Source organism: Enterobacter pseudoroggenkampii (assembly GCF_026420145.1).
In the GTDB taxonomy this organism is placed as follows: domain Bacteria; phylum Pseudomonadota; class Gammaproteobacteria; order Enterobacterales; family Enterobacteriaceae; genus Enterobacter; species Enterobacter pseudoroggenkampii.
Window position 1 is genome coordinate 1,924,656 of record NZ_JAPMLV010000001.1, and the last position, 19,543, is coordinate 1,944,198.

The following is a 19,543-nucleotide window of genomic DNA, read 5'->3' on the forward strand; positions in this document are numbered from 1 at the left end:
AACAATGCGTTAGAAAAATTATCGCTCTGCGCAATACACCAGATCGCCACGCGGGACAGGCCGCGGCTGAAGGCCCAGCCAGGTGTTGTAGCCTAATCGCCCGGCACCGCCGAGCGTGGTGCCCTGCACCGCGTCTTCACGCAGGATCACCCGTGTTTCCCATTCAAACTCCACCCCGGCGTACTGACGCACCCAGTCACGCAGCTCGGTGACCCACGCTTCCCCCGGCAGAAAACGGTTGTACTCCTCCGCGCTCAGCGGGCCAATCTCGATGCGAAACTTATGCTGCACGTCGCGGACGGCGACGCCGAGAAAGGCGGACTCACCCATGCGCGGCATGCGGCGTCCTGCTCCCAGTTGCGCCTGCTCGCGCGTGGAAAGCGGCATCCACTGCGGCACGTTGCTCACCAGCTTAACCGGCGCCTTAAAATAGCTGCGCAGGATCTTCTCCAGCCCCTCCGGATCCCGCCCGTGACGGGTCAGGTGTCCGGCGTGGGTAAAGCGGGCATGCGAGCTCAGGCTGCCTTTGTTCATCTGACCCGGCTGCCCCATGCCAATCAGCGACGCCAGGTAGCCTTCAAAACGCCTGTTATCGGCGCGATCCAGTGAGACAGTGGGCTGCGCATCCGCCCAGGCACGGTAAAACAGCAGCGCAAGGCGGTGATGGAACAGATCGGCAAACGCGCTGAGGCTGGTGTCCTGATGATGATAAATACGCTCGCGGGCGTATTCGGTCATGTGGACCGGCAGCGGGCCGTTCGGGCCAAACAGGCCGAAGCTGAGGATAGATACCTCATGCAGCCCGCTTTCCTCCCGCTGACGCACCTTAGCCAGCGTCGACGGCGCAAAACTCATCGACGGCTGCTGGCCGATGCGCAGCGGTTCAAATTTCGGCAGCGGCGCGCGGCCCAGCGGGTAGCGCTCGCCGCCCTGGGCATCAATGCGCCTTAACAGCTGAAACAGATCGTAGCGCCAGGGCGTCTCGCGCACCCCGTGCCAGAACGCATCCGGCAGCTTCGTCAGGCGATGCACGCGCAGCGGTACAGTGGCGGCGTCACTCATATCAGCGCCCTTTTACCCATGCGCGGCGCCCAGTAGCCAATCTCGCCGCGCTGCTGACTTTTCAGGGTGAACTCCGTAAAGCTGTTGATCGACACCAGACGGGCAAAGAGACGCTCCATCACGCTGCCGAAGAGCCACGGACTGGCGCCGGAAAAGGCTCGCTCATCCACCGTCAGGGTAATGCCGATCCCGCGGGCGAAAACGACCGGGCCGGGTTCAGGCACGCGGCGGTGAACCGGCTCCAGCACGCAGTGACGAACGCCTTCCACCTGACGCGCCACGGGCGTTTCTGCCAGGTTGGCGTACAGCCCTAACAGCTGTCGCAGCGCGACTGCGCCCTCTTCGTTTTCGCTGTCCATCAGGCTGAGGTAGTTCATCTGCAGCTGGCTGATGAGCCGCCAGGTGCTGAACCCTTCGGCCAGCGCCGGACGCGGCGGCGTCGGGCCTTTACGCAGCGTGAGGGATTTCACCGGCATGGAATCGGCCATAATGAACTGCCCGAGCTCCTGCTGCAGCATCAGCGGCAGATCGCGGCTGGTGCAGAGCACCTCGGCAGAGATATAGCGCAGGTTTTCCTGCCAGGGGGCGTGCTGTTCATCCACCAGCGAGACAAAGACCTCCGAGCCGATATAGCCGGTACGCGTACCGTAGCGCAGGGCGTGTTCGGACAGCACGCGCTGTTCGCGGCGCAGGGAAAAATAGGCCCCGTAGTTGCCCGCATCGCCGCTCCAGGTGCTCCAGAACGGACGAAACGTCTGGTCATCACGCTGGCCGTCCGCGCTGCCATAGATTTTTTTGACCGCGTAAATTTCATAATCCAGCGGACGGATGTTATCCACCACCAGATGGTATTCATGCTGGCCTTCATTCAGCTTCTGACGCGCCGCGACCTTGGGGAACAGGTTGATGACCGGCGTGCAGTGCAGCGCCAGGTGGCTGGCATCGACCACGCGCTCCAGCTGCTCATCCGACTTATCCAGCAGAATGAAGATGTCGAAGGCTTTTTCGTCTTCACAGCGCTGGATAAGCGTGCTCAGGCCGCTGAGGCTAATGAAGCGGAAACGGGCCGGAAACGCGAAATACTCCTGCAGCAGGCGATAGCCGTCAAAGTTGCGCAGATCGTCCGGAAGCAGCGCCTGGTCAGGCTCAAAACCCTCCTGGCGCAGCGCATCCGACGCCAGCAGCTGTCGCTGCGGCTGCGGGCCGACCGTCTGACAGACGATCCCAACGTGGTGCTCCATCACCAGCTCCAGCAGCTTCAGCGCTTCAATATCCGGACCGCCGAGGAAAAATTCCAGACGGTCGAAATCCAGGTGCCCGAGGTTTTGCGGGCCGTCGCAGGCGATGCGGATCCGCAGAGCGCTGCCGATCCCCCGCTGGCTCAGCCCCAGCTGCGCGAGCGGCAGATCGGCGGGCACGCCGCCCAGCTCGACCTTGTCGATTTTCAGCGGCAGCAGGTTGACCTCGTGGGCCGTGGTATAGCTGCAGGTCACGCCGGTTTTTTTCAGCGCCAGGCTGTCCATCATGGTACCGCGCGGCACAATGAAGCCCTTGCTCAGGTCACCCCTGCTGCTGTCGGGCTCAATCTCCGCGATCGCCATCGACGGCGTGGGCGCAAGATAGTTCGGCGCAATCATCTCCAGCAGACGCTGGGAGAAGCGCGGAAACTCCGCGTCCATTTTCATCTGCACGCGGGAGGTCAGGAAGGCGAAGCCCTCCATCAGACGTTCGGTATACGGGTCCGCCACCTCGATGCCGCGCATGCCCAGCCGCCCGGCGACTTTAGGATAGCGTTCGGCAAACTCGGCCCCCATTTCGCGCAGGTAGGCCAGCTCGCGGTTGTAGTATTCGAGCAGTTTACTTTCCATGATTACCCCGCATCTTTCAGTTCAAAATGGCCGTTTTCCAGATCGACATCGGTACGAAACAGAAACTCCAGCGGGTAAGGCACACACCATAAACGCCCTTTGATCTCGATGGAGAGCACGTTGTGCAGATCCAGCGAGGAGGTATCCGACACGCAGCGGACCTGCAGCCCCTGCGGCAAAATGCGCGGTTCAAAATTGATGATGGCCTCGGTGAGCTTGCGCTGAATGTCGTGCCATTCGATGTCCGACATTCTTTTCCCGGCCAGCGGCGCGACGCCGAAGTTAACCACCGAGCGGCTCACGTGCGGTAACGCGCTCAAATCACCGGAGGCATCGTGGTTGATGGTATTAAACAGCCACTGCAGATCGCGCAGGACATTGCGGCGCAGGGCGGCATGGGTGATCAGATTGCTGTTGGCCGACTCGCGCTTTTTTTCCGGGTCGTTATCAGTGAGGCGATCGAGCAGCGAAGGCTGCATTTTGTCGCGCGCCCCCACCTTCTCCTGCTTGCTGCGGGCTTGCCAGCCGCTGCGCAGCAGATCGCCTTCGCCAGCGGGATTACTCATCGGCTCCATCCGTCGCGAACGTCACGAGGCTCAAGGACAGCAGCGGGCTTTCGCTTTGCTCGCTCAGCCAGGCCTTCTGGCCCTGGCCTTCATACAGCGTGCCGTCAGTATCGAGCGGGTGCCAGTCGGTGGTGCGCCCCAGTTTGACCGCATCAGAGGCATCGGCTGCAAACGGGTAACGCGCCGGGATCTGACACACCTGTTCCGTACCGTCGGTCAGGCGCACCAGCGCGTGACGCCAGACCAGATCGGTGACGCTGGCAGGCGCCTGGAAACGGATCTCCGCGATGGCGTTAAACGGCAGCCAGAAATAGCGGCCGTTGACGATGGTTTCGCACACCGGGCCGAGACGGGCATCGCCGTCCATCAGCCAGTCAAAGGCCTGCGTCTCCTCGTTTTCAAGGGTGACACTACCAGGGTTTGCCTGCGCCTGTTCAAGGGCTTCCAGACGCAGCGCCTGCGCGCGCTCGCCCTCCTCGCTCAGCGCCGCGGCAAGGGTGGTCAGCCACGGCCACTGGGTTTCAGGCATCGCCGGACGCGCCTGTCCCGCCATCACCTGCGCGCGCTGCAGCTCGCCCTGAATGGACTGCTCCAGCAGCGTGACGGTGGGCTTCGCCTGCGGCTTCAACGCCAGCCAGCTTTTCAGCTGGGTCAGGGCACGCGTCCAGTTGCCGCTGAGGGTTAAAAACTGCACGAACGCGGCGCGGAGGTCGGCATCCGCCGGACGGGCTTTGATTTCAGCTTCAAGGCGCGCGAGCGCGTCGTTAAGCGACTCACCCGCCAGGTGTTGATAGAGCGTATTCATTGCCATTCCTTAATTTGCCGCGCGCCATGCGCCGACGGCCGGATCGCGCAGCTGAGGACGCAGGGTGTCAATCAGAACGATATTCAGCGGCGTGCCGGGTGCGACCCAGGCGCTCCAGGTTTTTTTCACCGCCGCGATACGCGCCTGCAGTTTTGCATCATCGCTGGCGGTTTCACGGGAAATCTCCACCGCGACCGTGCCGTTGCTCTTCCAGCTGTTCAGGGCATTGTCGTAAGGCAGGATCATCCAGCTCTGGTCGCTGTTTGGGGTGCTGAATACCATGCGCTCTTTGTTGACGGAGGTGATCAGCGCGTTTTCCGGGTCGGCGCTTTGATTCAGCCCGGTGACCGGGAAGCCATGAATGTAGGTCACCGCCATCTCTTTCTGCCCGCCGTTGCGGGACTGCGACACAACGGTGTGTCCGCTCAGCCAGCTGCCGTTCCCGCAGCGGGTGGTGTCAGAATCCGGAATAAAGAGCGCCGGTGCAGAAGCGCCCCCTTCCCAGAAGGTCCGCAGGTGGCAGCCGTCCTGAAGCGTAAACTCCTGCCACGGCGTACGGTCGGCGGCAACGGTGCGGGAAGCCACGTTCTGATCGGGCGGCAGTAACGCGCCGCTGGCTGGGGTGGCGGTGACGATCGCGGCAGACGCGGCCTGCTCCTGTTTCACCACCAGCGCCCAGTCCTGCGCTTTGCCAGCCGTGCCCTGCGCCAGCGTGGTACCCGCCGGATCGTTGAGCGTCCAGCTGAGTTTATTCACTTTGCTGCACTGGTGTTCCAGCAGTGAGCCAAGACGCGGCACAAAGTTCTCCAGCACGGAGACGTCTTTCTTGCCGTTCGCCACAATACGCAGCGCCACCTCAGGCTTACACCAGCTCTGCGGCGTGTTGTCTTTGATGTTGTCGATCCAGATATCCAGCTTCTGCGCAGGAGACTGCACGATGCGGAAATTTTCAGCCTGCGCGGTGGAGGTCGCCGCCAGAAGTGCCAAACCCGATAGCCAAAGTTTCATATCGTTCCTTGTGTGTCTAATCAGTTCCGCAGGGAAGAAATTGTGCTGCGTCAGAGAGGGTGTGCAGCAAAGTGGTGTCCTGAGGGTTGCCCATCCATACCGCCAGGGCAGTATAGTTATCCTGAGCATTCCCCTCCTGTTCGCCATTCTTTTGAATGATTTGGTTCATTAAGGTCAGCCACTCCTGCGGCGTATTGACCATATGCAGCGACTGCTTCATTTGCTCTTCGCTGACGCCGTGCCAGAACCCGTCGGTGCACAGTAAAAAGGCATCGCCGTCCTCAACCTGCACCACATCGCTGTAGCTCGCTTCCGGCCCGCCGTTTTCAATCCCCAGCGCCAGATAGAGCAGGTTGCTGTTCAGGTTGTCGGTCTGGTGCCCGGCATCTTTCATCTGCTGCACCAGGCTGTGGTCGGTAGTCACATGCCACAGCCATCCCCGGCGAAACAGGTACAGGCGGCTATCTCCGGCGTGCGCCCAGTAGGCCAGCCCGTAATCACGATCAATGAACAGGCTGACCAGCGTCGTGCCCATCCGGCGATAGTCCTGTACGGCCTGCTGTTCGCTGAGAATGGTGCGGTTCGCCGTCTGCACGTAGTCGCGGATGTGCTGCGCATTAAGATGTTTGTCGCCATCGAAGCGGGAGATAATGCTGTTGCGGGCCAGCGCTGCGGCCACCTCGCCGCCCGGCAGCCCCGCGATGCCGTCGCAGACGACAAAGCAGGCTGAACGTTCCCCTATGGTTTCTCCCGTCTGATCCTGGTTGCTGGCGCGCGTCCCCTGGCGGGAGAGAGAAGCCGTTGCGATATTCATTTGTCTTCCGATCCGCTCTGTGAGTCTTTGTACTGATTGACCTCCATGTCATACGCATGAAGGAAGGCCTCGCCGAACAGGGTGTGGAAGTCGTCCTCAATCTCGCCCGCCGTCTCGCCATAGCTGCGAACAAAGTAGTCCCACAGGGCCGCTTTGCGGCTGCCCGGCAGCGCCAGACGCGAGGTCATCCCGTTCTGCTTCGCCTGCTCTTCCAGCTGCTCCGGGTTAAAGGACTGCAGCATCGCGGCGATAATGGCGCGGATGCCGGAGATCATGCCCAGCTGGTGCGCCTGCAGATCGATCAGCGCGTCGCGCACCGATTTGGTCGGCGGCATAAAGCCCGGCATCGGTGTGCCGAACATCTGGATCAGCACGGTTTTGCCGGTCGGCAACAGCTTGAACGGGTTGTTGGCATCGTCCAGCACCATGGTCATATCGGCTTTCACGCCGCGCTTGAGGATAGAGCGCGAGGAAAGCAGCGCCACGGTCCCCTGAGAGAACATGCCGAGGATCTGCCCCAGCTGACGCATATTTTCACGGTCAAACTGCGGGACGGGCTGCATTTCGCTCAGCCCCATCCCCTCCAGCAGTGCCTCCAACAGCTCACCCTGCAGCACTTCGCCCTTCTCACCGCTGTTTGCCGTGGTGGGCGAGGCGGCGTTATTGACCGGGTCGATGCGCAGGCGGCCCTTCGGGGCCTGCGCGCTGCTGCGCGCAACGGCCTGTGGCGTAGGCATGGTGAAGCCTGCGTAATCCGGTCGCGCGGGCTCTTCTTCAGCACGCGGTTCTTCCTGCGGCTCTGGGGCGAACAGCGGAGAATCGGCCAGCACGTCCTCTTCCTGTTCAGGTTCAGGTTCCGGCACTGGCGCAGGCTTCTCGGCAATAATGTCATCCGGATGGGTTAGTGGCGCGCCGCCCATCAGCCCGAGCGGGTCGTCATTACGCGCGGCTGGTGCGCTGGCCTTACCGCCAAACAGGGCCAGCGGATCGAGCTCATCCGTCGCCTCTTCTTCTGGCTTCACGGGGCTCGTCTCGCCCGGCGGCACCAGCGTTGACGGGGTGACGTCGTCAAAAATACTCTCTTTTTTGAACAACGCTTCGTCGCTGAACAGCATGTCCGGGTCGACATGCTTACGCTCGAGTTTTGGATCGCTGTCGTTGAACATCGCCAGCGGATCTTCGGCGTTACGCTCCGGGGCCGCAGGCTGGGAGAACGGATCGTGCGATGCAGCAGGCTGCGGTTTTGTACGGTTGCTGGAGATGCTGTCGGAGATGGAGAACTCCTGCATCAGGCTATCCCAGATCTCCGTTGGCACGGCGGTCGGCTCGGCTTTCCCGCGCGGTGCGGCACTTGCCGGTTTCGGTTGAGAAGCTGGCGCGGTCGCGGGTGCGGCTGTCGGACGCGCCTGCTGGTGCAGGCTGGCCGCCATACGGCTCACGGGCTGGGTATCGTGGATCAATTCGGTCACTTCGATACGGTAGTCATCAATACCGAGAATGTCGCCATCCTGCAGTTCAACCTGGCGCCCTCGCTCCAGCGGAATGTCATTTAATACCACGCGGGTGACGCTGCCGCGGTTGGTCACGCGGCATTCGCCCTGGGCGTCCACGTGAACAATGGCCTGCAGACGAGAGATGGTGCGGTCATTATCCGGCAATACCAGATTGTTATCCGTACCGCGCCCAATGGTGCCGCCCGGGGCGTAAAAATCACAGCTGCTTTGCGGCGGCTGATGACCGGGTTTCGTAGAAATAATCGTGAATCGCATGGCGTATTCCTGCTGGTATGATTAGCGCTCAAACGCTGCCGCTCTCGGGGCGAGAACGGCGGCGTTTGGGGCCGGATTCCATTGATTCTATTTTGCGGTTTTGAGCGGACGAATCGCGTCGCTGTTGGCGATTAAGCTGCACTTTAAAACCTGATATTGACCCGGTTCGGTACCGCCTACTTTCTCTTTCAGTAAAGAAACAATCACCTTGTCAGCTTTTTCAAAATTCTCTGCAGGGAGATTGCTTGCTTCCAGCCATGCGGCCGCGCTGGCCTCTGCATCGTCTTTCAGACTTTTACTGTCCGCAATCTTACTGATGCATCGATTTTGCACCCAGTTTTCAAAGATTTGTTGCTGAGAAAAAGCGCTGACATCAGGCAGGGTTTGGGCATAAACAGCAGAGGCATTTATAGCCAATACCAGCAGTAATAAACGTTTCATTTCAGGCTCCAGAATGTTGCGTTGGTCGGAATAAACGAACCATTACCCGGTGAGCCCAGAAAATGGCAATCATCAGAGCAAATATTACCATTCCAGAGTGTGACATGCCCGGTTGCGTCGCTCCAGCCGTGCCCGGTAAAGATGATAATGCCTTGTTTGCCTGCAAATTGCGCAGGAGTGGGAGAAGAGACAGACATATCGGCATTGCCCAGTACCGTGGGTAGAAATGCAATCATATCTTTAACGCGGAACATATAGCGCTTTTTGTCGTTTCCGGTCACTGTCGCATATTTACTGTTAGAAGGAATAGGAATGCCACAGTAATTTAAAACGTAGCTCATACGAATTGGGCAGGCATTTTTAAAAATACCGGCGTCGATATTATGCTGAACTTTTCCACCCAACAATTTGCCAACCTGTTCTACGCTTACGTTCACTTCTCTGAATCTGTTCCAGGCGGCACCAAAAGCAGGACGCATTTGAGACATCTTGTTTCTCCTTGAAAGAAGCTCCGGATAAAGTGAGCCCTTTCGGGCCCACTATTATTACGCTTCTTTGTTCTCTTTGATGTTCCAGCCAGCGCTGCTTTCAGCACCTTTACCACCCGACGTGGTCTGCTCCCAGTACTGCTGTTTCACTTTCGCAGCCTGGAATGCATAGGTCACACCAACAGTGTCGCCGTTGTCAGCACCGGTGTACTGAACAGAGGTCACCAGCACATCTTCCAGCGTAATGCGGGAGTATTCCACCTGCTGGCCACCGGCTTTACAGACGGACAGCTCAACTTTGGTCAGGTGTTTACCGCTGGCGCAGTGTTTCAGGATAGCGGTGGTGGATTTGTCGATCAGCGCGTTAACGTGCAGGTCGTTAAAGTTAACTTTACCGGCACCGCCGCCACCGCCAACGCTCATATTACCTGGCTGGGAAGCGCCCCAGGAGAAGGAGGTAATATCAGTCCAGCCGGTGTGGTTAGAATCTTTCGATTCGCCCGTAACACCCTCGACCTTCAGAAACATATCAATAGCCATAATATCTACTCTTCGTGGATGAACAATATTGCTTTCGAAAAAGCACTTATATGGCAAACAGGAAAGCATGGGGCTGAATAAAACCGTCCATATTTTACCTCTGCCTCATATCAAATGACCCGTGTCATTTGACAGTCTTACATTCCCCCTGAATGAACGGAAAGAATGTGAAGTCTTTTACTACTCTGGGTTATCCTGGATCCAGCTACGGTCAGGATCGCCAATGATGACCTGCGGAACCAGTTTGTTCAGTTCGTCGCTATGATAAAGACGTATACAGTTTAAGGTTACGCCTTTGACATCGGGTTTTCGCTCTGAATGAAAACCATTAATTTGATTTTTATATTTTTCGATGAGGGCATTCACTTTATCCGTGCCATTTTCAGCATCAAAAGGTATCCACTCAATAAATGCGCTCGCACTTCTGGCCGCATCAGCAGAAAACTGACTGCCTTTATCTGCCACCTGAGCAAGACAGCGCGCCAGAACTAAATCTTTTAAAACCTGCCGGTATGTTTGCTGCTGATAAAAATCAGGATAGTTATTTCCGGCCCACACATAAAAGGTCATAAATACGAGGAAAAAACAGAAATGTTTCACCTTATATCCTTTGCCATCGGCCCCACAGCGCATCAGCTATCCAATTCCAACCGGTTCAGCAGTGGAGCGTTCTATAAGCCAGTCCGATGTTGACAGGGGCTTAATTCTCCCATTGCATCGGTAATGATTTCAGAAGCCCGCCGTTTGCTCTCCTGCTCAGATAAATGGGCAAAGCGAGAGTAAAGAAATTCATGAACCGTATTGGGCAAAACCGGATGACCTTTACACCAGGCCTTCCCCTCTGATGCATCAACCACGCCTAATAGATACATATCCGCCTTAATGCGCTCGCGTTCATTCGTTTTTGAAAGCCAGGCACTGGCGAAGCGCGCTGCGCTGAGATTGAAATCGTACCCCGTTAATAAGCCCGGGTCGCGAAGCAAATTTGACGTATCATCCTGCGGTAATGCTGTTGCGTCAGGATAAGAATAATTTCCCGTTTGTGCTTCAGCCAGAGACGCGATAAACAACAAAGCGATTGCAAACAGGTTTATTTTATTCATTGTAATATCGCGTTAGTGGAATGCCTTAATTAAATACAAGCCAGCACGAGGTATTAACGTTTCTCTTTCCATTTCTCTGCAACAACGTAGATACCTATCGCTAATGCATTAAGTCCGGCACATAAGAATCCATGCATTGCGATTCGCGGGACATCTTCTGGCCAGTCAAAGATAAACAGATAGTAGCCGGATACCGTCACAAAAAGCATGAATGAAATAATTAACAATGCATAAACCATTAAATAGATGATGAATTTTCTTGTTATCGCTTTCACAGGTAAATTCATTAGCTATCTCGTACTCACAATAAGGCTGCCGGCCCCAGGAGGCCGGCTATCTGCATCACGCGTCTTTCGTCTTCAGCGACGGCAGTTTAGATACCAGACGCAGAGAAACGGTCAGTCCTTCCAGCTGGTAGTGTGGACGCAGGAAGAACTTCGCGGCGTAGTAGCCCGGGTTGTCCTCAATCTCCTGCACCTGCACTTCCGCAGCTGCCAGCGGTTTACGGGACTTGGTCTCCTGAGAGGAGTTCGCCGGGTCACCGTCGACGTAGTTCATGACCCAGTCGTTCAGCCAGCGCTCCATCTCTTCGCGCTCGCGGAAGGAGCCGATTTTGTCGCGCACGATGCACTTCAGGTAGTGGGCAAAGCGGCAGCAGGCGAACAGGTACGGCAGACGAGAGGCCAGACGCGCGTTAGCGGTCGCATCCGGATCGTGGTACTCCGCCGGTTTCTGCAGAGACTGCGCGCCGATGAAGGCGGCAAAGTCGGAGTTTTTGCGGTGAACCAGCGGCATAAAGCCGTTTTTCGCCAGCTCGGCTTCACGACGATCGCTGATGGCGATCTCGGTCGGGCACTTCATGTCCACACCGCCGTCATCGCTCGGGAAGGTGTGGCACGGCAGGTTTTCCACCGCCCCGCCTGACTCCACGCCGCGAATCGAGGTGCACCAGCCGTACTCTTTAAAGGAGCGGTTGATGTTGGCTGCCATCGCGTACGCGGCGTTCGCCCACGAGTAGCTGTTGTGGTTCGCGCCGTCGGTCTGCTCCTCAAAGTCAAAGCTGTCGACCGGGTTGGTGCGAATACCGTACGGCAGGCGCGACAGGAAGCGCGGCATCACCAGGCCCAGATAGCGGGCATCTTCCGATTCACGCAGTGAACGCCATGCCGCGTATTCGGTGTTCTGGAAGATCTTGGTCAGGTCGCGCGGGTTGGCCAGCTCCTGCCAGGACTCCATCTGCATTACGCCCGGTGCGGTACCGGTAATGAACGGACAGTGCGCCGCTGAGCCGATGCGCGCCATTTCACCCAGCAGCTCAACGTCCTGCGGGCTGTGGTCGAAGTAGTAATCGCCCACGATGCAGCCAAACGGCTCGCCGCCGAACTGACCGTACTCCTGCTCGTAGATTTTCTTGAAGATCGGGCTCTGGTCCCAGCCCACGCCCTTGAAGCGCTTCAGGGTACGGCCCAGCTCCTGCTTGGAGATGCTCATAAAGCGGATCTTCAGCATCTCGTCCGTTTCAGTGTTGTTCACCAGGTAACTCAGACCGCGCCAGGCGCTCTCCAGCTTCTGAAACTCTTCGTGGTGAATGATCTGGTTCACCTGCTGCGACAGCTGCTCGTCGATACCGGCAATCAGGTTCTGAATGGTACGGTAGGTATCGTTCGAGAAGGTGACGGTATTTTCCAGCGCCTGCTGCGCCAGGGTTTTGACCGCGCTTTCGACGGCGGAGCGGGCCTGATCGGTTTTCGGGCGGAACTCTTTGTTCAGCAGCGCGCTGAATTCATCCTGGCTGAACGCCTGACCCGCCTGCTGCTCGTGTTGTTGAGTCTGGTTGCTCATCGATTATTCCTCGCTACCTTTCGCGCTTTCGTCATTTTTCGGCAACTGGCTCAGGGATTTGAGCAGCGTCGGATCCTGCAGAATTTTAGCGATCAGCTCTTCCGCACCGTTTTTGCCGTCCATGTAGGTCAGCAGGTTAGAGAGCTGGGTACGCGCTTCAAGCAGCTTGTTCAGCGGCTCAACCTTGCGGGCCACCGCATCCGGCAGGAAGTCGTCCATGCTGTCGAAGGTCAGATCCACGTTGAGCTTACCTTCGCCGGTCAGGGTGTTATCCACCTGGAACGCCACGCGCGGCTTCAGCGCCTTCATGCGTTCGTCAAAGTTGTCGATGTCGATTTCGAGGAATTTACGCTCGTCGACGGCCGGCAGGTTTTCCACCGGTTTGCCGACCAGATCGGCCATGACGCCCATCACAAACGGCAGCTGAATTTTACGTTCTGCACCGTAGATCTCTACGTCGTACTCGATCTGCACGCGGGGAGCACGGTTACGTGCGATGAATTTCTGCCCACTGTTACTCATTGCCATGATGTTCTCCATCAAAGATGCGCGGTGAAGGTGAAACGGCAGGCTCCATGCCTGTCGTCATAATGCCTGGACGCGCTATTCGCGGCGCCCAAAGATGTTTTCCAGTTGGTTAACGCCGTCTGGCGCCAGGTCGCGAATAATGTCCATAAAGTTAAGTTCTGACAGCCGCTGCACCCGTTCAATCATCAGCGGTGCGGGGTGGCTCGGTTCGTACTGCGCAAAATACTGCTTCGCTTTTTCCAGCATCAGCTGCGCGTCGGCGCGGCTGGTGACCTGCACGCTTCGCCAGTCGGTGACCGGCTGAACGGGCTGCGTTGCCGCCGATTGCTGCCCGGCCTGTGGTTCTGCCTGCACCTCACGGTTCGGCAGCAGCTTGCTGATGTCGGTCACCTGACACGCGCTGGCTACCAGTCCGACGGTTTTCAGCAGCTGCTCCATCTCGGGCACGCCGCTTTCACCGAGATGCCCGGTGAGCAGCTCGCGAATCGCCAGCAGCCGTTCGTTAATGACGATAACCGCTGCGGTTCCCGGCTGGTCGCCGCGGGCCAGCTCGTCAATCAGCCGTGGACGGCCGCCGGGATAGTCCGGACATTCCGTCTTACTGCCGTCCAGCAGGGCCTGGGCATCCCGGAGCGAAATTTCATCGCCGTTTGAACGCAGAAGCGAGGCGTTTCGCACGGCGACGGTGAGGTCGGATTTATCGCTGAGCCCCGCCAGGGCGTTAATGCGATAGAACGGATCGGTTTCGCCATACTCTTCCAGCAGCGGATAGAGCGGCTCCCAGTAGCGGGCGATCGCCTCCTGCACCAGCAATAATCCGTCCGCGTAGCCCGCCAGCCCGCGGCGGCGCGTCCAGGCATGGGTTAACGCCAGCAGGACGCGAAGATCTTTGGTGCGGGTCAGCAGGCTGGTGGCGTATTTTTCTACCGTATTCCAGTCTGCGGGCTCTGCCGGGATAATGGTGTCGCCAAACTGCTGTTCCGCTTTCCCAAGACTTGCCTGATTCATGATCTGGAAGTCAGCGTCGTACTCCAGGTTTTCGCCGCAGGGCTTGTCGGGGCTTATTGGCGCGAGAAATTCTTCGATATTCATAAGATCCCTGCTTATTCAAACATGGGCGGATAGAGACCGTGACGCCCCGGACGGGCGCCCCCTGCCGGGTCGAACAGCAGGGTGAAAAGCTGCCCGGTAAAGTTACCGCTGTGCACGTGGGTGTATAGCGGGTAACCGTCGCAGCGGTTGGTCCACCAGTAGCTGGTCTGACGTAGCGGATCAAAACACTCCGCCGCCTGAGGCCAGCCCAGCGTGCTCTGGCCGTCCTCGTCATAGCCAATCACATCCAGGATGTCGGAGCGCTTTTGCGGCTCGACGGGCTGCGGCGCCGGAATGGTCATCAGCATCTCATCCAGCTGCGAGGCGGAAAAACTGTTGCGCACCGCGTGCAGCCCCAGGCGCCCAATCTGCTGGTACCAGCTTTCGGCCTGGCTGAGCAGGCTGGTCGACCACTCTGACGGGGCGAAGCTCAGCTGAAGGCAAACCGGGTACTGTCGGCCAACGCTGTCGCGGCCGGGCAGCAGACAGCCCATCTGGATCATCTGGCTGCCCAGCATGGGCGGTACCACATAATTCCAGACTGGCGCTTTCTGGAACTGGCGCTCGCCGCTGCGCTGCTCTTCCTGCTGCCAGGCCAGCAGACCGACCTGAAACCAGTGTGACCACTGGCGCTGTAAAGTGTCAGGAAAGCGACGCTGCAAAAAATCTCCGGCGCTGGGTAATTTGCCATACCAGCTGTAGCGGTTCATCGCAGGGGTATTCGTCATACGGCTGTCCTTGCGGTTATGGGCATGAGAAACGGGGAAGCTGGAACGGGTTGCGAATGCTGTTTGGCGCAAACTCCAGCGTGACCTGATGTCCGTCTACGTTGAAGGTGGCCTGACGGCTCAGGCTACCCGCGCCCGGGCTGGTGCTCGCTTTATCGAAGAAGCGGTTGAGCGCCCAGGCGCCGTTGGTGACCAGCGTCGCCGTGCTGCCGTTCGCCAGCCCCAGCTGCATGCGTACCTGGTTGGTGCCGCCCGGCCCCGGCCAGTTCATGATCTGCACGGCCTGCGGACCGTGGCTGTAGCGCAGCAGCTGGCCGTCAACGTCCAGGGTCAGGTTCAGAATGGTGTTATCCATTCGTACGGTGCGAACCGTCACCTTGAAGGACGGCGTCGTTGCGCCATTAGCAAAGAAGGCGTCGCGAATCGACTGGGCCTGCTGGAACGGTCTCAGCAGCCCTTCACTTCCCGGCAGCGTTTTCCCGTCGATGCCCGGCATAAAGCGCCAGTTGGCCTGCGTGGTGTCCACCTTATTGGTCAGATTGTCGCGGAAGAAAGCGTCCATCAGCCCGGTACCCGGCGCAAACATGCGCGCGAGATCGTCAGGGGTGACCTCGGTGCTGGCGCTGCGTACCAGCGGGTAGCGACCGGCAATCGCCTGACGGCAGAAACCGCCCACTTCAACGTTAATCCGCTTACGCACGTTTTCCAGATCACGACGCTGGGTATCGCTGCTGGCGCCCACCGCCATGTTGCTGAACATGGTTTGCAGCCCGCCCGGCAGACGACCGGCGCTGGCCTGCAGACGGCTGATCGCCTCGCCGCCCGGTGCCGGCATCCCGCTATTGGCCGCGTCCTGGACGGCGGTCAGGTAACGATAGAGTTCATCCACCTGCTTGAGAAAATCATCAAATACGATGGTCTTCCCCCCCTTCTCCAGCGGCTGCGCCAGCTCAATCATCGGCGCATAGTGGTCGGTGACCAGCTGTTCCGGCGCCTGGGTGACCACGGCGGCCTGGGTCGGCGCTGCGTCATTGTTGCTGAACAGGGCTTCCAGCGTACGGGTGGCGCGGTTGCTTTGATCCTGCGCTTTGCCTGCATCTTCTGGCGCTGGCGCATTGCGTGACAGCGTCAGGACCTGGCTCAGGTTCTGCACCAGACGGCGCAGCGGCGAATTGCCGCCGGAGAGCAGGCGCGCGGTGTTGATGCGCTGGGAAAGGTCGGCGCTGTTATTGAGCTGGATGTCGGCGAGGAAGCGATCCCAGTTGGCGATAAAGTCGCGCATGTAGAGCTGGCGCACGGCGTTATCGATCTGCTGTTTATCTTCCTGCGCCGTGGCGGCCCCCAGCACCCAGGCGTCATCCTCGTGCAGGGCGGTGGTAACGCTGTCAATCTGGCCGTTAAAGCTTTTCCAGTAGCCGTCCGGCGTATAAAGACCCGGTACGCCTTCGCTCACCGGCTTGCCGCTTTTGCGGGAAAATACCAGCTCGCTCTGCGGTCCGCCGAGGTCGGAAAGTGAGACCGGCTTCAGGTTGTCATCATGTTCCAGCAGGCGCTTGAGGCGACCGTAGACGCGGGTTGAAAGCGGCTGCTGGTTGATCATCGCTCTTTCGCGGGCAACCAGAGATTCATCCTGCGCGTACGGCGAGGCCTGAATTTTCGGTTCCAGCAGCTGCGTCAGGTGCCATTCAAGCTGCTGCAGCTGCGCCTTCGTGACGTTCTGCGGCAGATTCCGCTGCAGATTGAGCATCACCCACGAATGCAGGAATTTGCCGTCATAGTGCTTCGGCTGATACAGCATCTGATAGGCTTTCAGCGCTTCATAGCTGTATTCCACATCGCTGCCGTTGTCGTTGCGAAGCCAGGTAGTGATGTGCATGGCGACGGCAGGGAGCAGCATCTGATCCAGCGCTTTCTGGTACAGAGACTGCGCGGCATCGCTGACGTCATCCCCGCGATAGAGCCCCATGCGGCGGGATACGGGCGGATCGTTCACATCAAACGCGTCGCTTTTCGGCAGGTCAACCAGACCATTCAGCAGCGGCAGCAGATCGAACAGGTCACGCTGCGGCTGGTTCTGTAGCGCTTTGCTCTGCTGGTCGAGCAGCGGCACCTTCGCATCCACCTCTGCCAGATAGGTCTTGTTCTTGGCATAGCTGGTGAGCCACAGACCGCCGAGGATAACCAGCAGGGCCAGCAGCGCCGCGTAACCGGACCAGATCACCGCCCGGTTGCGCAGCTCCCACCAGCGGTTTTCACCTGCGATCCCGGCTTCCTGGAAGATGACATTTTGCAGCAGATTCTTAATGAAGAAACTCTGGCCTTTAGCACCCGGGATAGGCGCTTCTTTGCTGACCGAATCCCAGTTATCCGCCTCGCCCCCTTCCGGCAGCGACAGGGCGCGGTTCAGTTCGCCCATCACCCGGTCGAACGGCATGCCTTCCTGCGTCCCGCTGGCGAAGTAGATCCCGCGCGGAGAGAACTCGGTTTCGAAGTTGGAGCGGGCAAAGACCGTGCTCAGGTAGTCTGCCAGCAGCGGACGCAGCGCGGCGAACTCCTGCGGGAAGAGATACGCTTCTGCGCGGGTTTTCGCGTCATGCTCTTTCAGCATGGTTTCCGGCAGCCCGGCATCAAGGCGCTGCTGTAGCAGAGAAAACTCCTGCTGGAAGTTGCCCATCAGGTCGTAATCAGCGTGTTTGGTTTGCTCCCACGGCAGCGTAAAGCCCCAGATCTGGTCACGCTGGGCTTTATCGTAGTCGGCAAACCACGCGCGGAAGCCTTTAAGCAGGTCGGCCTTGGTCACCATCACGTACACCGGGAAGCGGATACCCAGCTGTTCATGCAGCTCGGACAGACGCTGGCGCAGGTTCACCGCCTGCTGGCGGGACGCCTCGGCGGACTGGGTGAGCAGGTCAGAAATGCTGATGGTGATGATGACGCCGTTGATCGGCTGGCGGCGGCGATACTTACGCAGTAACCCCATGAACTCCAGCCATTCGCCGGCGTCCTGCACCTGCTCGCTCTCCTGGGTGGTATAGCGGCCCGCCGTGTCCAGCAGCACCGCCTCATTGGTGAACCACCAGTCGCAGTTGCGCGTGCCGCCAATGCCCCGCAGCGCGGTCTTACCGAAACGATCGGCCAGCGGGAACTGCAGCCCGGAATTGACCAGCGCCGTGGTTTTACCGGAGCCCGGCGCGCCGATAATGACGTACCACGGCAGCTGATAGAGATATTGCGTGCTGAAGCGCTGCGTCCACTGGGCGCCCTGGCCCGCTTTGCTGAAGTGCGCTTTTTTAAGCATCTGCGCGGCTTCATCAAAACGGCTGGCGAGGATCTGCTCCTCGCTGTTCAGCCGCTTCTGCGGATCCGCCGCTTCCGGGCTGGCGGTATTCTCCTTGAGCTTGTCCATCAGCTTGCGGTTCAGCCAGGCGTTGTACAGGCGCGGCAGAATGTGGCCCTGCGCCCAGAGCAGATAGACCACGGCAATGCTGATAATACGGTTCTGCTCAGACTCAAGCGGTCGAGTGTCCACGATGGACAACAGGGGACCAATCATCCAGATCACCGCCGCCAGCGCCGTGACGCCGAGGAAGCTCCACAGAATGCGGTTGGTCAAAATGGAAAGAAGTGTAGTCAGCATTCCTTAGTTTCCTTGCGGCAATCCGTTCAGCTCAGCCTGAGTGTTTTCAGGCGACACCAGCAGAGTAATTTCCACACGGCGGTTACGGGCGCGATTTTCAGGCGTCGTGTTCGGCGCCACCGGGTTAATCTCGCCCCGCCCTTCCGCTTTCACGCGGCCAGGCTGAGAGAGGCTTCCCTGCAGCATTTTCTGTACCGAGCGGGCGCGTTCCAGAGAGAGTTCATAGTTAGAGGCAAAGCGCGCGCTGCGGATCGGCACATTGTCGCTGTAGCCCACCACCAGAATTTTGCCGCTGACGTTATTCATCGCCTGCGCAATGCGGTGGATGACCGGTTCATAGCGGTCACGCACGACGGTAGAGGCAGAAGCAAACAGCCCGTCGCCCTTCAGGATAACGACGCTGCGATCCGCTTCGTCTTTCACCGCGACCAGGCCAGCCTCGATTTCAGGTTTCAGGAAACCGCGCAGGTTCAGCACAGCCGGAAGCTGACGCGCCGGTTGCTGAATAGTGGTTTCCGGCAGCTGGGACTGATAAATCTTCGCCAGCACCGGGTTGGTGTTATCGCCAAGACGCCAGTTAAGCACGATATAAAACAGACAGGCGATAAACCCGGCCAGCGCCACGCAGGCCCACAGGGGAACCATCGGCCGCCAGAGCTTGCGCAGCACCGGACGATCTTCCGGATGGGGTGAAAGCGGCGGCGGATAGCTGCCGCGCACACCGCGGATCATCTGCCACAGCCGCTGCTTGATGGTTTCAAGCTGGGTGCGGCCGTTATCCAGCACCCGATAGCGTCCTTCGAAGCCCAGCAGCAGGCAGTAGTTGATCATCTCCAGCAGCAGAATGTGCTCGCGCGGGTTTTGCGACAGGCGCGCCAGCAGCTGGAAGAACTTCTCGCCGCCCCAGGTTTCGTTATGGAACGTCACCAGCAGACCGTTGCTTGACCAGACGCCGCTGCTGCCCCAGGGGGTGAGCGCGGCGGCCTCATCGAGCGCCGTACACAGGCAGTAACGTGCCCCGACGATCACTTCGTAGGGCAGCCCCGCCTGCTGGCAGCGGACTTCGAAACGGCGAATCTCATCAATCAGGCGCTGGCGTAACGCCACCTGATCGTCATGGGAGATCGAGTGACGGATCTGCGGAATCGCATTGAGCAGCGGATTGGCGGCCGCCACCAGCTGATTGTTGCTACTGGCTCCGGTAAAGGCGGCATCACTGCCGGTGTCCTGTCGTTCCTGCATATTAAGCGCT

At 58.9% G+C, this 19,543-nt stretch carries 19 protein-coding genes; all 19 read right to left on the reverse strand.

Annotation, left to right across the window (positions count from 1 at the left end; genetic code table 11):
- Positions 1-18: 18 nt before the first annotated feature.
- The gene (gene tssG / locus OTG14_RS09465; RefSeq protein WP_267214989.1) at positions 19-1,062 is read right to left on the reverse strand and encodes a type VI secretion system baseplate subunit TssG; all 1,044 of its coding nucleotides are present in this window, start codon (positions 1,060-1,062) and stop codon (positions 19-21) included.
- Positions 1,059-2,930 carry a type VI secretion system baseplate subunit TssF gene (gene tssF / locus OTG14_RS09470; RefSeq protein WP_267214990.1) on the reverse strand — a complete coding sequence of 624 codons (1,872 nt, stop codon included), beginning with the start codon at positions 2,928-2,930 and terminating at the stop codon, positions 1,059-1,061. The genes tssG and tssF overlap by 4 nt, the downstream gene beginning before the upstream one ends.
- A 2-nt stretch (positions 2,931-2,932) precedes the next feature.
- Positions 2,933-3,496 carry a type VI secretion system baseplate subunit TssE gene (gene tssE, locus OTG14_RS09475; RefSeq protein ID WP_024909842.1) on the reverse strand — a complete coding sequence of 188 codons (564 nt, stop codon included), beginning with the start codon at positions 3,494-3,496 and terminating at the stop codon, positions 2,933-2,935.
- Positions 3,489-4,301: a type VI secretion system accessory protein TagJ gene (locus OTG14_RS09480; protein WP_039266575.1), complete on the reverse strand. Its 813-nt coding sequence runs from the start codon at positions 4,299-4,301 to the stop codon at positions 3,489-3,491. Before OTG14_RS09480 ends, tssE begins: the two co-directional genes overlap by 8 nt.
- 9 nt (positions 4,302-4,310) lie before the next feature.
- A complete protein-coding gene (locus OTG14_RS09485; RefSeq protein ID WP_267214991.1) occupies positions 4,311-5,309 on the reverse strand; it encodes a hypothetical protein in 999 nt (332 codons plus the stop codon).
- Between the two features lie 16 nt (positions 5,310-5,325).
- On the reverse strand, positions 5,326-6,123 hold the full coding sequence (locus OTG14_RS09490) for a PP2C family protein-serine/threonine phosphatase (RefSeq protein ID WP_008502637.1): 798 nt from the start codon (positions 6,121-6,123) through the stop codon (positions 5,326-5,328).
- Positions 6,120-7,892: a type VI secretion system-associated FHA domain protein TagH gene (tagH, locus tag OTG14_RS09495; protein WP_090419872.1), complete on the reverse strand. Its 1,773-nt coding sequence runs from the start codon at positions 7,890-7,892 to the stop codon at positions 6,120-6,122. The genes OTG14_RS09490 and tagH overlap by 4 nt, the downstream gene beginning before the upstream one ends.
- 87 nt (positions 7,893-7,979) lie before the next feature.
- On the reverse strand, positions 7,980-8,333 hold the full coding sequence (locus OTG14_RS09500) for a T6SS amidase immunity protein Tai4 family protein (protein WP_061714910.1): 354 nt from the start codon (positions 8,331-8,333) through the stop codon (positions 7,980-7,982).
- Positions 8,330-8,821, reverse strand: a complete 492-nt coding sequence (locus OTG14_RS09505; RefSeq protein ID WP_032645536.1) for a type VI secretion system amidase effector protein Tae4 — start codon at positions 8,819-8,821, stop codon at positions 8,330-8,332. Before OTG14_RS09505 ends, OTG14_RS09500 begins: the two co-directional genes overlap by 4 nt.
- A gap of 57 nt (positions 8,822-8,878) precedes the next feature.
- Positions 8,879-9,361 carry an Hcp family type VI secretion system effector gene (locus OTG14_RS09510; protein ID WP_008502640.1) on the reverse strand — a complete coding sequence of 161 codons (483 nt, stop codon included), beginning with the start codon at positions 9,359-9,361 and terminating at the stop codon, positions 8,879-8,881.
- Positions 9,362-9,541: 180 nt separating this feature from the next.
- The gene (locus tag OTG14_RS09515) at positions 9,542-9,961 is read right to left on the reverse strand and encodes a T6SS amidase immunity protein Tai4 family protein (RefSeq protein ID WP_267214992.1); all 420 of its coding nucleotides are present in this window, start codon (positions 9,959-9,961) and stop codon (positions 9,542-9,544) included.
- A 71-nt stretch (positions 9,962-10,032) separates the two neighbouring features.
- Positions 10,033-10,464, reverse strand: coding sequence for a Rap1a/Tai family immunity protein (locus tag OTG14_RS09520; protein WP_148769043.1), 432 nt, complete (start codon positions 10,462-10,464; stop codon positions 10,033-10,035).
- 53 nt (positions 10,465-10,517) lie between these two features.
- Complete coding sequence (locus OTG14_RS09525) at positions 10,518-10,739, reverse strand: hypothetical protein (protein WP_267214993.1); 222 nt, start codon at positions 10,737-10,739, stop codon at positions 10,518-10,520.
- A 67-nt stretch (positions 10,740-10,806) separates the two neighbouring features.
- Positions 10,807-12,306: a type VI secretion system contractile sheath large subunit gene (tssC, locus tag OTG14_RS09530; protein WP_014884232.1), complete on the reverse strand. Its 1,500-nt coding sequence runs from the start codon at positions 12,304-12,306 to the stop codon at positions 10,807-10,809.
- A gap of 3 nt (positions 12,307-12,309) precedes the next feature.
- Positions 12,310-12,834, reverse strand: coding sequence for a type VI secretion system contractile sheath small subunit (gene tssB, locus OTG14_RS09535; protein ID WP_008502644.1), 525 nt, complete (start codon positions 12,832-12,834; stop codon positions 12,310-12,312).
- Positions 12,835-12,909: 75 nt separating this feature from the next.
- On the reverse strand, positions 12,910-13,926 hold the full coding sequence (gene tssA, locus OTG14_RS09540) for a type VI secretion system protein TssA (RefSeq protein ID WP_048992145.1): 1,017 nt from the start codon (positions 13,924-13,926) through the stop codon (positions 12,910-12,912).
- A gap of 11 nt (positions 13,927-13,937) precedes the next feature.
- Complete coding sequence (gene tagF / locus OTG14_RS09545; protein WP_024909832.1) at positions 13,938-14,654, reverse strand: type VI secretion system-associated protein TagF; 717 nt, start codon at positions 14,652-14,654, stop codon at positions 13,938-13,940.
- Between the two features lie 16 nt (positions 14,655-14,670).
- Positions 14,671-18,291, reverse strand: coding sequence for a type VI secretion system membrane subunit TssM (tssM, locus tag OTG14_RS09550; protein WP_267214994.1), 3,621 nt, complete (start codon positions 18,289-18,291; stop codon positions 14,671-14,673).
- 3 nt (positions 18,292-18,294) lie between these two features.
- A complete protein-coding gene (locus OTG14_RS09555; RefSeq protein ID WP_024909830.1) occupies positions 18,295-19,533 on the reverse strand; it encodes a DotU family type VI secretion system protein in 1,239 nt (412 codons plus the stop codon).
- Positions 19,534-19,543 lie beyond the last annotated feature (10 nt).

What these genes read in the sequence shown, in the direction of transcription:
- tssG (WP_267214989.1), bottom strand. Translation starts at nt 1,062, where the DNA reads ATGAGTGACGCCGCCACTGTACCGCTGCGCGTGCATCGCCTGACGAAG.
- tssF (WP_267214990.1), bottom strand. Translation starts at nt 2,930, where the DNA reads ATGGAAAGTAAACTGCTCGAATACTACAACCGCGAGCTGGCCTACCTG.
- tssE (WP_024909842.1), bottom strand. Translation starts at nt 3,496, where the DNA reads ATGAGTAATCCCGCTGGCGAAGGCGATCTGCTGCGCAGCGGCTGGCAA.
- OTG14_RS09480 (WP_039266575.1), bottom strand. Translation starts at nt 4,301, where the DNA reads ATGAATACGCTCTATCAACACCTGGCGGGTGAGTCGCTTAACGACGCG.
- OTG14_RS09485 (WP_267214991.1), bottom strand. Translation starts at nt 5,309, where the DNA reads ATGAAACTTTGGCTATCGGGTTTGGCACTTCTGGCGGCGACCTCCACC.
- OTG14_RS09490 (WP_008502637.1), bottom strand. Translation starts at nt 6,123, where the DNA reads ATGAATATCGCAACGGCTTCTCTCTCCCGCCAGGGGACGCGCGCCAGC.
- tagH (WP_090419872.1), bottom strand. Translation starts at nt 7,892, where the DNA reads ATGCGATTCACGATTATTTCTACGAAACCCGGTCATCAGCCGCCGCAA.
- OTG14_RS09500 (WP_061714910.1), bottom strand. Translation starts at nt 8,333, where the DNA reads ATGAAACGTTTATTACTGCTGGTATTGGCTATAAATGCCTCTGCTGTT.
- OTG14_RS09505 (WP_032645536.1), bottom strand. Translation starts at nt 8,821, where the DNA reads ATGTCTCAAATGCGTCCTGCTTTTGGTGCCGCCTGGAACAGATTCAGA.
- OTG14_RS09510 (WP_008502640.1), bottom strand. Translation starts at nt 9,361, where the DNA reads ATGGCTATTGATATGTTTCTGAAGGTCGAGGGTGTTACGGGCGAATCG.
- OTG14_RS09520 (WP_148769043.1), bottom strand. Translation starts at nt 10,464, where the DNA reads ATGAATAAAATAAACCTGTTTGCAATCGCTTTGTTGTTTATCGCGTCT.
- tssC (WP_014884232.1), bottom strand. Translation starts at nt 12,306, where the DNA reads ATGAGCAACCAGACTCAACAACACGAGCAGCAGGCGGGTCAGGCGTTC.
- tssB (WP_008502644.1), bottom strand. Translation starts at nt 12,834, where the DNA reads ATGGCAATGAGTAACAGTGGGCAGAAATTCATCGCACGTAACCGTGCT.
- tssA (WP_048992145.1), bottom strand. Translation starts at nt 13,926, where the DNA reads ATGAATATCGAAGAATTTCTCGCGCCAATAAGCCCCGACAAGCCCTGC.
- tagF (WP_024909832.1), bottom strand. Translation starts at nt 14,654, where the DNA reads ATGACGAATACCCCTGCGATGAACCGCTACAGCTGGTATGGCAAATTA.
- tssM (WP_267214994.1), bottom strand. Translation starts at nt 18,291, where the DNA reads ATGCTGACTACACTTCTTTCCATTTTGACCAACCGCATTCTGTGGAGC.
- OTG14_RS09555 (WP_024909830.1), bottom strand. Translation starts at nt 19,533, where the DNA reads ATGCAGGAACGACAGGACACCGGCAGTGATGCCGCCTTTACCGGAGCC.